This is a genomic window from Pseudomonas sp. SORGH_AS_0211 (assembly GCF_031453455.1).
Classification (GTDB): Bacteria; Pseudomonadota; Gammaproteobacteria; order Pseudomonadales; family Pseudomonadaceae; genus Chryseomonas; species Chryseomonas aestiva.
In genome coordinates this window covers 881,559-893,765 of record NZ_JAVIZV010000001.1, presented here as the reverse complement: position 1 = coordinate 893,765, position 12,207 = coordinate 881,559, and the positions used below count along the sequence as shown (strand labels likewise).

Here is a 12,207-nt window from a genome sequence, read left to right as displayed (position 1 = left end):
CCTACAAGGAACACAACACTCATGATGAAGGCCTCCGATCTGGTCGTTCGCTGCTTGGAAAACGAGGGTGTCGAATACATCTTCGGCATTCCCGGCGAAGAGAACCTGGACCTGCTGGAATCCCTGCGGCGCTCCTCGCAGATCAAGCTGATCCTGACTCGCCACGAGCAGTCCGCCGGCTTCATGGCCGCCACCTACGGCCGCTTCACCGGCAAGACCGGTGTCTGCCTTTCCACCCTCGGTCCAGGCGCCACCAACCTGGTCACCGCCGGCGCCTACGCCTACCTGGGCGGCATGCCGATGCTGATGCTGACCGGCCAGAAGCCGATCAAGAAATCCAAGCAGGGGCGTTTCCAGATTCTCGACGTGTGCCGCATGATGGCGCCGCTCACCAAGTACACCCACCAGTTCGCCTCCGCCGACAACATCCCGTCGCGCATCCGCGAGGCCTTCCGCCTCGCCGAGGAAGAAAAGCCCGGTTCCGTGCACCTGGAACTGCCGGAAGACATCGCCGACGAGCACACCGAGAGCCTGCCGGTATCGCCGAGCCTGAGTCGTCGTCCGGTCGCCGAGGCCAAGGCCATCGCCGCCGCCGTCTCCAAGCTGGAGAACGCCCGCAGCCCGGTGCTGGTGCTGGGCGCCGGCACCAACCGCAAGATGACCGCGCGGGTGCTGCGGCAGCTGATCGAGAAGACCGGCATCCCCTTCGTCACCACCCAGCTCGGCAAGGGCGTGGTCGACGAGCGCCATCCGCGCTTCCTGGGCAACGCCGCCCTCTCCGCCGGTGACTTCGTGCACCGCGCCCTGGAGTCCGCCGACCTCATCGTCAACATCGGCCACGACGTGATCGAGAAGCCCCCGTTCTTCATGACTCGTGGCGGCACCGAGGTCATCCACATCAACTTCCGCTCCGCCGAAGTCGACCCGGTGTACTTCCCCCAGGTCGAGGTGGTCGGCGACATCGCCAACGCCATCTGGGAGATCAAGGAGCGCATCGAGGTCCAGCCCACCTGGGACTTCGACCGCCTGCTGCACATCCGCGAAGCCAACGAGGCCCATGTCGCCGAAGGCGCCACCGATGACCGCTTCCCGGTCTATCCGCAGCGCCTGGTGGCCGATCTGCGCAACGTGCTGCCGTCCGACGGCATCGTCGCCCTGGACAACGGCATCTACAAGATCTGGTTCGCCCGCAACTACAAGGCTTACATGCCCAACACGGTGCTGCTGGACAACGCCCTGGCCACCATGGGCGCCGGCCTGCCGTCGGCCATGGCCGCGCGCCTGGTCCATCCCAACACCCCCATCGTGGCGGTGTGCGGCGACGGCGGCTTCATGATGAACAGCCAGGAGCTGGAAACCGCGGTGCGCCTGAAGATGAACCTCGTGGTCATCATCCTGCGCGACGACGGCTACGGCATGATCCGCTGGAAGCAGGCGCAGATGGGCTTCGAGGACTTCGGCCTGGACTACGGCAACCCGGACTTCGTCCGCTACGCCGAAAGCTACGGCGCCCACGGCCATCGCGTGGAAAGCGCGGCCGCCTTCGCCCCGCTGGTGCGGCACTGCCTGGACACCCCCGGCGTCCACGTCATCGACTGCCCGGTGGACTACTCCGAGAACGACCGCATCCTGCATCAGGACATCAAGGAACGCAGCGCGGCGGTCTGATCGGCCAGCCCGGCGATCCCGTTGACGCCCCGGCCTCCAGGCCGGGGCGTCTTTCATTGCGGCCGAAGAAAGCCGCAGCCCTCTCCAGCACTCGATCCATCACTAGTATCGTCAAACTAATAGACAGGAAACCCTTATAAAAACAAACAGATACGACATGGGATCACTTGAGAAAATGCCGAATATCCAGGTAATCACGCAGCCTATCGACCAGATTCGAATATTGCGGCGATTCGAGTTCTATTAACCAGGCCTTAAGAATCGCGGTCATGAATGCATCCGCCCTTGAGCCCTCGCCGTCCCCTGCCCTTCCCTGGACGCGGTGACGGATCGAGAGCCAACGGCCCGACGATTCCTTGGGGCCAATCCGTGGTTACCCGCACAAGCTGCCAAGCGCCCCTTCGCACCGACCGGTCCCGCCGGCCGGCTGACGAATCGAGAGGCTGCCGTAACCGCGAAGCACGAGGCGCGAGGTCTCCAGGCCCGCACCTTCCAACGCTCCGCTATCCAGGTAGTCCACATGCAGCAAGTTGGCTGGAATCCACTAAGCAATATAAGCGTCAGGGCCAAGCTGGGCCTTGGCTTCGCCCTGCTCATCGGCATGATCCTGCTGGTGGCCTACACCGGCTGGTCGGCCACCGATACCCTGCGCGATCGCAGCGAGCGCATGAACGATATCGCCGGCTACAGCACCCTGGCCCGCGACATGCGCATCGAGCGGCTGGTGTATTTCACCAAGGCCGATGACGCCCAGGCGGCCAAGTGGCTCGCCGCCCTGGACAAGACCGAAGGCCAGTTGCACGCCATCGTTCCGCACTTCAACTCGCCGGCGAACAAGGCCTTGCTCGACGAGGCCGGGGCCGCGCTCAAACGCTATCGCGACTTCTACAACCAGACGATCACCGCCACCCGCGAGCGGGAATCCATCCGCAAGATCGCCAGCAGCGCGGCAGAGGCAGCCAATGCCCAGTTGCTGACACTGGCCGAAGAGGCGAACGGCGAGACCGGTCGTCCTGCCGATCGCCAGCAGCTGGCGGCGCTCTTCATCGGTGTGCAGCGGATGAGAGTCGATTTCCGTGGCTACGCCACCGCACCCGGCAAGGACAACGAGCAGACGGCGCGCACCTCCGTCAATGCCGCCCTCACCCAGGCCAAGGCACTCGGCGCCACGGCATTGCCGACCGAGACCGTGCAAAAGCTCGTCGGTGAAATCTCCGGCTACCAGCAGCGCCTCGACCAACTGGTGGCCGCGCAGGCGCAGGTGGATCAGGCGCAGGGCGGTATCACCACGACCATCACCACCCTGCTCGGCATCGCCGACAAGCTCACCGGCATCCAGCAGGAATTCCGCACGGCCGACGTGGCCGGTGCCCGTCAGCTGCTGTTGATCTGGCTGGCCGTCGCCATCGTCCTGGGCCTGGCCTGTGCCTGGCTGATCACCCGTTCCATCGTCAAGCCCTTGCAGGACACCGTGGCCTTGGCCGAGCAGGTCGCCAACGGTGATTTCACCCATCAGCAACAGGTCACCCGCAAGGATGAACTGGGCGCCCTGCAGACCAGCATGCAAGGCATGACCGGCAACCTGCGACGCCTGATCGGCGAGGTACGCGACGGTGTGGTCCAGGTGGCCAGTGCCGCCGAGCAGCTGTCGGCGGTCACCGAACAGACCAGCGCTGGCGTGCAATCGCAAAAGGTCGAGACCGACCAGATCGCCACCGCCATGCAGGAGATGACCGCCGCCACCCACGAGGTGGCGCGCAACGCCGGGAACGCGGCCAAGTCCGCGCTGGAAGCCAGTCGCCAGGCCCTGCAGGGCGAGCAATCGGTGAGCAAGGCGGTCGACCAGATCGAGGTGCTGGCCCGGGAAATGGAATCGACCAAGGCGGCCATGACCACCCTGCGCGGCCATGCCGACAGCATCGGCGGCGTGCTCGACGTGATCAAGGCGGTTTCCGAGCAGACCAACCTGCTGGCGCTCAATGCCGCCATCGAAGCCGCCCGCGCCGGCGAGGCGGGACGCGGCTTCGCCGTGGTCGCCGACGAGGTCCGCGGCCTGGCCCAGCGCACCCGCTCCTCGACGGACGAGATCGCTCAGCTCATCACCGGTCTGCACCAGAGCACCGACCGCATGGGCACGGTGCTCGACCACAATGTGCAATTGACCGAGAGCAGCGTCGGCCTGTCGCGCGAGGCGGGCGAGATGCTCAAGCGCATCACCCGCTCGGTGAAGGACATCGAGTCGATGAACGAACAGATCGCCTGCGCCGCCGAGCAGCAGAGTTCGGCTGGCGAAGAGATCAGTCGCAATGTCACCAACGTCCGCGACATCTCCGACCAGACCGCCGCCGCCAGCGAAGAGACGGCTTCCTCGAGCATGGAACTGGCCCGCATCGGCGTACGCCTGCAGGAGATGACGGCGCGCTTCAAGGTGTGAGTCGGGCGCCTGCCCTCACCCCGACCCTCTCCCCCAGGGAGAGGGGGCGCACCCGGTAGGCCCCGGCGTAGGGTGGAAAACGGCCCAGCCTTTTCCACCATCACGCATCAACTTCCCCTACTCCAGGCTGGCCTCTTCCAGCAGCCACCGCTCGAAAAGTGCCAGCGCCGGATCCATGGCCTCCGCGGGACGGGTCACCAGCACATAGCGCTCACGCAATTCCGGCATGACCGGCCAGGGCGCCAGGAGGCGGCCCGTGGCCAGGTCTTCCTCGATGTAGCGCTGGGGCACCAGGGCCATGCCGAAACCGGCCTTGGCGGCCTCGATCAACAGCGAATAGCGATCATAGGTGGGGCCAGCCGTCGGGGCGCCCAGGGATAGCCCTGCAAGTGCGGCATAGCGGGTCCAGCTGTGCGGGCTCTCCCGCTTGTGCAACAGCGGCAGGCTGCCGGGAGGCTGGTCAGCCAGACGGGGATGGCAGACCGCCACCAGTTGCGCCTCGAACAGCCGTTGCACCCTCAGGCTCTGCCAGCTCGGATGCTCGTAGTTGATCGCCGCATGCAGGCCGCTGTCTTCCAGGGCAAAGGGCTGCGTCCGCTCGCGGAGGTTGACCTCGATGTCCGGATGGCGCTCGCGGAAGCGCGCCAGCAGGGGAATCAGCCAGCGACCGGCCAGGGTCGGGATAACGCCGATTTCCAGTGCCGTGGCACCGCAGGCCTGGGCGATCAGTTGCTGGGTATGGCGCTCGATGTCGGCCAAGGCCGTGCGCATATGAGCGGCATAGCCGGCGCCGGCGGCGGAAAGCTCGACGCGATTACCGACCCGATTGAACAACCGGACGCCCAGAGCCGCCTCCAGCTTGGCGATCTGCCGGCTGATGGCACCCTCGCTCAGTGCCAGCTCCTGCGCGGCCTTGGCGAAGCTGAAATGGCGGGCGGCCGCTTCCAGGGCCACCAGCGCCGTGGTGCTCGGCAAGCGTCTAGTCATCAGCGGTCATCCTTGGCAGCAGGACGGCACAGGATGACGCCTGGGCAAGCTGCCTTGCAAAAAAATCGGTAACGCTCGCCGCCGGCGTCTCCTAGCATGAGCGGATCTCAAGACCAAGGAAGCGAGCCATGCTGACGAGGACGTCCACCTTGAGCAGGACCGACCGGGTTCTGCTGGGCCTGGGCCTGGTGATTCCTGTCTGGTTGGCGATCGGTGTAGCACTGACCGCCCTGGCCTATCCCGGCTATAGCCATATGGACCATGCCTTGAGTCGGCTGGGTGCAGTCGATGCGCCCACCCAGGGCTTTTCCGCCTGGATCAACAACGTTCCGCTCGGTGTGCTCTTCGTGCTGGTCGGCCTGGGGCTGGTCCGTCGTTTTCGCGGATCGCGCCTGGCCTGCCTGAGCGCGGCCCTGATCCTGCTGCATGGCCTGGCAAGCTGCGCCACCGGGCTTTTTCCGTGCGACCAGGGCTGCGCCCCGGTGCAGCCGTCGCGCTCGCAAGCGCTGCACAACCTGGCGGGCCTGGTGATGTTCCTGTCGCTGACCCTCGCCAGCGCACTCTGGGGCTGGCTCGGCAGGCGCCTGCTGGCCTCGCCGGGGTTTGCCTTCTTCTCGATCTTCTGTACCGGGCTGGCGCTGGTCACCGCGGGCCTGATGGCCGGAGCGGTCACCGACGGCCAGGGCTTCGGCCTGTACCAGCGCCTCAACTATGCCGCAGGCGTCTGCTGGCTCGCCGCCCTCACCTGGCAGGCCAGGCGTAGACCCACCCACCGAGCCTGAGCGACCAGCCTCCCGGGCGGGGCCGCTGCCGTCAGCGCCCCCCGCCGTCGCTGACAAGGTAGGTGGCCCGGTCGGTCCCTCGCGGCAGCTGGTCCGCGGTCCGGGTGATCAGGCCTATATCCTTGGCGGCGTCGTAGCCCAGGCGCCGTCTGTTGCTCTCGGAGGACAGCAGGGTCGTGAGCTCCTCCGGGGTCAGCTTGAGACAGCCCTTGTAGATCTCGCGGAACTTGAGGTTCTCACGCTCGACGTCCTCGAACGCCTGCTTGGCCTGGTCCGGCTTCATGTAGCCGTTGACGGCGATGGCCGCCGCGGCCGGATGCAGGAGAAAGCTGGAAAGTGGCGCGGCATAACGATCTTCGGCCGCACAGTAGATCAGGGTGGCGGATGAATCCGTCGCGGCGGCGTCGATGGTATTGATGTGCAGCGGATAGTGGCGGATGAACTCGTAGGCGACATAGCCCGCCTCCATGCTGCCTCCAGGGCTGTTGAGGTAGAGATTGACGTTCTTGGTGGCCGGATACTTGAGGGCGATGTCGCTCAGGGCAGCCAGCAGGGAGCTGACCGAGCGATCGTTGATACCGCTGTTGAAGTACACCGACGCGGTGTCGGCACTGGCACCGCCTTCTCCGCGGATGACGGTCATCTCGGCGGAGGCCTCCGTCAGGCAGCCTGCGGTCAGCAAGGCCAAGGCCCCGGCGGACATTCGCTTCGCAACGTTCGAACGTCTCATCCCTGCTCGCTCCCAGGTCGGCAACCAGCCAAAGACCTGAAACGCTAGAGCGTGAGACTTAAGATCGGCTTAAGGCAGGGCGACCTGTCCTGATCGCCGCGCACTCAGTCCTTTTTCAGCAGCCCGGCCAGCCCGGCGAAGGGGTTATGGGTGGCCTGGGCCACCTTGGGCGAGCTGAGGGAGCTGTCGCTGAAGTACTGCTGATCGGTGTAGCGGCTGTGCTCGTTGTCGTGGCAGTACAGGCAGAGCAATTCCCAGTTGGAGCCGTCCTGGGGATTGTTGTCGTGGTTGTGGTCACGATGGTGCACGGTCAGTTCGCTCAGGCGCTTGCCGGCGAACTCGCGGGCGCAGCGACCGCAGACGTGGGGATACATCTTCAACGCCTTGTCACGATAGCCGCGTTCGCGCTCGCGCTGGGTCTCGGCGAGGATTCGATCCAGCTTCGAGGTATCGGTAGCCATGCTGCACCTGGGTAGTCGGGTAGAAAGGCGCAGTATAGCCCGGGCCCGGCCTGGCCGGTGAACGCCCCTCACGGGCTCCGACTGCCGAGGCCCCCCGCCTGCCGGGAAGGCAGCGAAGAGCTGAAATCGTCCTTCGCTGCGGCCTGCCTTCGCCTCAGAGGCGCATCCCCACTGCCAGCCGGTTGAAGGCATTCATCAGCGCCACCGCGAAGGTCAGGTCGGCGATCTCCGCGTCGCTGAACTGGGCCCTGAGCGGTTCGTAGACCGCGTCGGGGGCGCCCTTCTCGGCGACAGCGGTCAGGGTCTCGGCCCACTCCAGGGCAGCGCGCTCGCGGGCATCGAAGAGGTTGCTGATGCGCCAGCCGGCCAGACGATCCAGCTTGGCCTGGCTGACGCCCTGCTCGCGCAGGGTTTCGGCGTGCTTGCCCAGGCAGAAGGCGCAGCCATTGATCTGGGAGATGCGCAGATAGATCAGCTCCACCAGCTCCAGGCCCAGCGAACTCTGCGCCAGGGCCTGGCCCGTGGCGATCAGGCCCTGGTAGGCGGCGGGCGAGAGGGTGGAAAACGGCAGTCGTAGTTGGCTCATGGCTTACTCCAGGGTAGTGGTCAGAGGGTTGGCGAGCGGGCGGAAGGGCAGCTCGCGGGAAAGTTGCTCGCGGGCGGCCGCCAGGGTGTCGGCCACGTCGGCCGGGGTGCCGACCAGGCCTTCCAGATAGATGAAGTGCAGGTCGAACAGCCCGAGCGTGCCCAGGGCATGGCGCAGGTAGGCGGTGAGGAAGTCCGGCTGCCGCGCATGGGGGCCGCGGTGATGACCACCCGAGCCGACCAGCAGGTAGACCGGCCGGTCGGCCAGCAGCCCATGCTTGCCCGCGGCGGTGGACGCGAAGGTGCGACCGATGCGCAGCACATAGTCGAGCCACAGCTTGAGCGCCGCGGGCAGGGTGAAGTTGTGCAGCGGCGTATTGATCAGCAGCAGGTCGCTTGCCTCCAGTTCGCCAATGAGGGCTTCGGACAGGGTGAATGCCGGTGCCTGCGGTGGCGTGCGCCGGGTCAGGGCCTCGGCATAGTCGGCGCTCAGCGGCAGCAGCGGCATGGCGGCCAGATCCCGCTCCAGTATCGCCAGGCCAGGCCAGCTCGGCCTCAGCGCGGCCAGGAGTTCACCGGCCAGCCGATAGCCCTGGGAGGTGGCAGGACGTGGGCTGGCGTTGACATGGAGGACTGTCTTCATGGCGTCACCTCCGCCGTCAGCCGCTCGGCGAAATGCAGGCCGCGGGCGAGCAGGCCCTGGCGGAAATAGAAGCGCTGGGCCAGTGGCATGTGCAGACCGGTATCCAGGATCAGGTGGGAGCAGCCGCGATCCAGGGCTTCGCTGCGGACCGCCGCCAGCAACCGTCCACCCAGGCCGTCGCGCTGACGGGCCGGCTGCACCACCAGATCATCGACATAGAGGAAGCGGCCGTAGAGCAGATTCTCCAGCTCGCGATAACCGGCCAGGCCGACCACCTCGCCCTCCTCCAGGGCGGCCAGCAGCCGGTAGCCCTGGGCCGCCTGGCGCTGGAGCTGCGCCTGGTAACGTTCGGCGTCGTCCAGGTGCGGGCGCAGTATCCGCATCAGCGTCAGGCTGGCCAGGCACAGCGGATGATCGGGTGGCAAGGGCTGGAAGGTCAGGGGCATGACGGCTGTCTCCTGGAAAGATGACCCCACTCTAGACAACCGATGGCCTAGGCTATAGAGCCAAGAAAGACACAAACGACCAGGCCATGACCCTCATTGCTGCCCTCGACAGTCGCCTCGCCCTGCCGCTCTACCGACAGCTCTATCAGCGCTTTCGCCAGGCGCTGGACGAAGGGCGCCTGCGACCCGGTGACCGGGTGCCCGCGGTGCGCGCCCTGGCAGCGGAGCTGAACGTGGCCCGGGGGACGGTGGAGATGGCCTACCAGCAGCTGATCGCCGAAGGCTTTCTGCTGCCGCGCGGTCCGGCCGGGACCATCGTCTCGCCCCAGTGGAGTCGCCCGACCGCCCCGCCACCGGCCGTACCCTCCTCACCGGACGCCGCGGCGATCCATGCCGGTGGCGCGCCGCTGCCGCTGCAGCTGGGCCTGCCGGCGCTGGACGCCTTTCCGCGCAAAGGCTGGACGCGCCTGGCCGCGCGGCAGTTGCGCAGTCAGGGCCTGGAAGGACTGGTCTATCCCGATGCCCGGGGTCACGCCGGCTTACGCGCCGCCATCGCCACCTACCTGGGCCTGTCCCGCGGGATCGCCTGTCGTCCGGAGCAGGTGTTCGTCTGCGCGGGCTATCGCGCCTGCCTGGACCTGGTCGTCCAGACGCTGCTGGCACCCGGCGACGCCTGCTGGTTCGAGGAGCCCGGCTATTTCATCGCCCGCCAGGCGCTGCAGGGCGCCGGCTTGGCACTGGTGCCGGTGCCCGTGGACGAGGCGGGACTGGACGTCGCCGCCGGTCTCGCCCGGGCGCCGGCCGCCCGGTGCGCCCTGGTCACCCCCAGTCACCAGAGTCCGCTGGGCGTCGCCCTCGCCCTGCCTCGGCGGCTGGCGCTGCTGGATTGGGCGATGCGGCAGAACACCTGGATCATCGAGGACGACTACGACAGCGAATACCGCTACCAGGGCAAGCCGCTGCCCGCGCTCAAGAGCCTGGATGACGGCGGGCGGGTCCTCTACACCGGGACCTTCAGCAAGGTGCTGTTTCCCGGTCTGCGCCTCGCCTACCTGGTGGTGCCGCCCGCGCAGGTCGCTGCCTTCGGCCACAGCGCCGACCGGCTGCACAACCACGCGCCCCTGCTGCTGCAGGCCACGGTGGCGAGCTTTCTGGAAGAAGGGCATTTCGCCCGCCACCTCAACCGTATGCGCAGTCTCTACCGCCAGCGCCGCCAGTGGCTGGCCGAGGCGCTGGCGAACAGCCTGGGCGACGCGGTGCGGATCGACCTGCAGGCTGGCGGGCTGCACCTGCTGGCGCGCCTGCCGCAGGGCGATGATCGCCGCTGGGCGGATGCCGCCCGGGCCGACGGCCTGGGAGTTCAGGCCCTGTCGCGCTGGTATCTGGAAGCGCCCCAGGCCCATGGGCTGCTGATGGGGTTCACCAATGTCGCCAGCGCGGCGGAGGCCGGCGAACTGGCTCGCCGGCTGGCCCGCCTGGAACGCTGACGGCACGTTCTTCGCCCCTGTCCTTCGCGGTGGGCCGTCCTCCAGTGCCGCTCCGAATCGCGAAAATGTTTATTGCGTCACACAAAACTTTTTCAGGGGCGGCCGCTCAAAGCCCAGGCTCGGAGGCTCTAGCCTGCCGTTCTCGCGCAGGATACCGGCCTTTTTCAGCCTGCATTCCGGCTTGGCGCGGCGACTGGAGTCATCCGCGGTATCGGCACTATCAGGAGCCACGCGTCCCCACCGTCGACGCAGGACACGGATTAGTCGCGTTTCCCTCCGCTAGCTCGCTGTACCCCAAACGTTGCCCCCTGGGCGTGAGTCGACAACCTGGCGCGTGAGGCCTTCCCATGCTGCAACAGCTGACCATCGCGAACAAACTCAGACTCGGCTTCGGTGCCATTCTGGTCATCATCCTGGCGCTGATCCTGGCGGCCTGGCAGGGCTTCAATCAGGTCAACCAGGCTGTCCGGCAGAACATCCACTCCTACCACGTCCTGCAGGATTCGGATGCGGCCCTGCTGGCGCTGGTCAACATGGAAACCGGCATGCGCGGTTTCGCCCTGACCGGCAAGGAGGAATTTCTCGATCCCCTGAACAAGGGCGAGCAGCAGTTCGCCGAGCAGTTGCAGGAGCTCACCCAACTCACCCGCGACAACCCGGAGCAGCAGGCCGCCCTGGCACAGCTGGGCCAGGCCAAGCAGCAATGGAACAATGAGTCCGTGCAGCAGATCCTGGCAATGCGCCGGCAGGTCAATGCCGGTACCCAGCCACTGGATGCCCTGACCGCGCGCATCGCGACCGCCCAGGACAAGGGCAGGATGGATGGCATGCGCGAGTTGCTGGCACAGCTCAAGACCCGCGAGAATCGCCTGCTGGACGACCGCACCCAGTCGATGGACGACGCCAAGCAGCAGGCGATGGCGATCCTGATCAGTGGCGGCCTGCTCGCTACCCTGCTGGCGCTGGGCATCGCCTGGTCGCTGACGCGCACCATCGTGGGCCGGCTGGCCCAGACCGTCGCCGTCGCCCGCACCATCGCCGCCGGCCAGCTGGATTCGCCGATTCCCGCTGGCGGGCGCGACGAACTGGGCCAGTTGCTGACCGCCTTCGCCCAGATGCAGGACAAGCTGCGCGGCATGATCCAGGGGATCAAGCAGGGCACCGATCACCTGGTCGCCGCGTCCCACAGCATCTCGGCCAATTCCCAGCAGCTGTCCGCCGCCGCCCAGGAACAGTCCAGCGCCGCCTCCAGCATGGCGGCTACCGTGGAAGAGCTGACCGTCAGCATCAACCATGTCTCGGACAATGCCGGGGAGGCCCATGACCTCTCCAGCCAGTCGGGCCGGCTGGCCCAGGATGGCGGCCAGACCATCCAGGCCTCGGTGGACAGCATGAGATCCATCGCCGGTACCGTGCAGTCCTCGGCCACCCGCATCGGCGAACTGGGCGAGCATTCCGAGCGGGTGTCCTCCATCGTCAGCGTGATCAAGGGCATCGCCGACCAGACCAACCTGCTGGCGCTGAATGCCGCCATCGAGGCGGCGCGGGCCGGCGAACAGGGCCGCGGCTTCGCCGTGGTGGCCGACGAGGTGCGCCAGCTGGCACAACGCACCACCAATTCCACCCAGGAGATCGCCGCCATGATCGAGAAGATCCAGGCGGCGACCCAGGCGGCCATGAGCGACATGGAGGTGGGCGTCCGCCAGGTCAATGGCGGGGTCGACCTGGCCAACCGGGCGGGCGAGGCGGTGGTCAGCATCAACACCGCCTCGGACAAGGTGGTGCGGGTGGTCAACCAGATCTCCCTGGCCCTGCGCGAGCAGACCGCCGCCAGCCACGACGTCGCCCGTACCGTGGAGCGTCTGGCGCAGATGGCCCAGCAGAACAGCGAAGCCATCGGCGAAACGGTGCAGACCGCGGTGTCCCTGGACGCCCTGGCCAACGACCTGAATCGCCAGATCAGCCAGTTCCGCTGCTAGCGCCA

The 12,207-nt window shown here is 66.8% G+C and carries 11 protein-coding genes; 5 read left to right on the top strand and 6 right to left on the bottom strand.

What is annotated here, in order from left to right; genetic code table 11:
• The first annotated feature begins 21 nt into the window (after positions 1 to 21).
• Both QE393_RS04030 and QE393_RS04025 read left to right on the top strand, forming a co-directional pair.
• Complete coding sequence (locus tag QE393_RS04030; RefSeq protein WP_310042227.1) at positions 22 to 1,668, top strand: acetolactate synthase large subunit; 1,647 nt, start codon at positions 22 to 24, stop codon at positions 1,666 to 1,668.
• 520 nt (positions 1,669 to 2,188) lie between these two features.
• Positions 2,189 to 4,102: a methyl-accepting chemotaxis protein gene (locus tag QE393_RS04025; RefSeq protein ID WP_273863217.1), complete on the top strand. Its 1,914-nt coding sequence runs from the start codon at positions 2,189 to 2,191 to the stop codon at positions 4,100 to 4,102.
• A 117-nt stretch (positions 4,103 to 4,219) separates the two neighbouring features.
• Here the strand turns inward: QE393_RS04025 and QE393_RS04020 are convergent, their stop codons facing one another.
• Positions 4,220 to 5,089 carry a LysR substrate-binding domain-containing protein gene (locus tag QE393_RS04020; RefSeq protein ID WP_273808863.1) on the bottom strand — a complete coding sequence of 290 codons (870 nt, stop codon included), beginning with the start codon at positions 5,087 to 5,089 and terminating at the stop codon, positions 4,220 to 4,222.
• A gap of 128 nt (positions 5,090 to 5,217) precedes the next feature.
• On the opposite strand from QE393_RS04020, the gene QE393_RS04015 reads away from it, so the two are divergent.
• Positions 5,218 to 5,871 carry a DUF998 domain-containing protein gene (locus QE393_RS04015; protein ID WP_405046229.1) on the top strand — a complete coding sequence of 218 codons (654 nt, stop codon included), beginning with the start codon at positions 5,218 to 5,220 and terminating at the stop codon, positions 5,869 to 5,871.
• Positions 5,872 to 5,902: 31 nt separating this feature from the next.
• Here QE393_RS04015 and QE393_RS04010 read toward each other — a convergent pair whose 3' ends face one another.
• From QE393_RS04010 to QE393_RS03990, 5 genes are all read right to left on the bottom strand, one after another.
• The gene (locus tag QE393_RS04010) at positions 5,903 to 6,514 is read right to left on the bottom strand and encodes an ATP-dependent Clp protease proteolytic subunit (RefSeq protein ID WP_273808862.1); all 612 of its coding nucleotides are present in this window, start codon (positions 6,512 to 6,514) and stop codon (positions 5,903 to 5,905) included.
• Positions 6,515 to 6,705: 191 nt separating this feature from the next.
• Complete coding sequence (locus QE393_RS04005) at positions 6,706 to 7,062, bottom strand: YajD family HNH nuclease (protein ID WP_183630973.1); 357 nt, start codon at positions 7,060 to 7,062, stop codon at positions 6,706 to 6,708.
• 154 nt (positions 7,063 to 7,216) lie between these two features.
• The gene (locus tag QE393_RS04000; RefSeq protein WP_208694488.1) at positions 7,217 to 7,648 is read right to left on the bottom strand and encodes a carboxymuconolactone decarboxylase family protein; all 432 of its coding nucleotides are present in this window, start codon (positions 7,646 to 7,648) and stop codon (positions 7,217 to 7,219) included.
• Positions 7,649 to 7,651: 3 nt separating this feature from the next.
• Complete coding sequence (locus tag QE393_RS03995) at positions 7,652 to 8,290, bottom strand: NAD(P)H-dependent oxidoreductase (protein WP_310042222.1); 639 nt, start codon at positions 8,288 to 8,290, stop codon at positions 7,652 to 7,654.
• Complete coding sequence (locus QE393_RS03990; protein ID WP_273808860.1) at positions 8,287 to 8,736, bottom strand: GNAT family N-acetyltransferase; 450 nt, start codon at positions 8,734 to 8,736, stop codon at positions 8,287 to 8,289. The genes QE393_RS03995 and QE393_RS03990 overlap by 4 nt, the downstream gene beginning before the upstream one ends.
• An 86-nt stretch (positions 8,737 to 8,822) precedes the next feature.
• Here QE393_RS03990 and QE393_RS03985 point away from each other — a divergent pair, with 86 nt between their 5' ends.
• Together QE393_RS03985 and QE393_RS03980 are read left to right on the top strand one after the other, a co-directional pair.
• Positions 8,823 to 10,223 (top strand): PLP-dependent aminotransferase family protein, encoded by a 1,401-nt coding sequence (locus QE393_RS03985; RefSeq protein WP_310042220.1) that lies wholly within the window; start codon positions 8,823 to 8,825, stop codon positions 10,221 to 10,223.
• Positions 10,224 to 10,570: 347 nt separating this feature from the next.
• The gene (locus QE393_RS03980; protein WP_310042219.1) at positions 10,571 to 12,202 is read left to right on the top strand and encodes a methyl-accepting chemotaxis protein; all 1,632 of its coding nucleotides are present in this window, start codon (positions 10,571 to 10,573) and stop codon (positions 12,200 to 12,202) included.
• Positions 12,203 to 12,207 lie beyond the last annotated feature (5 nt).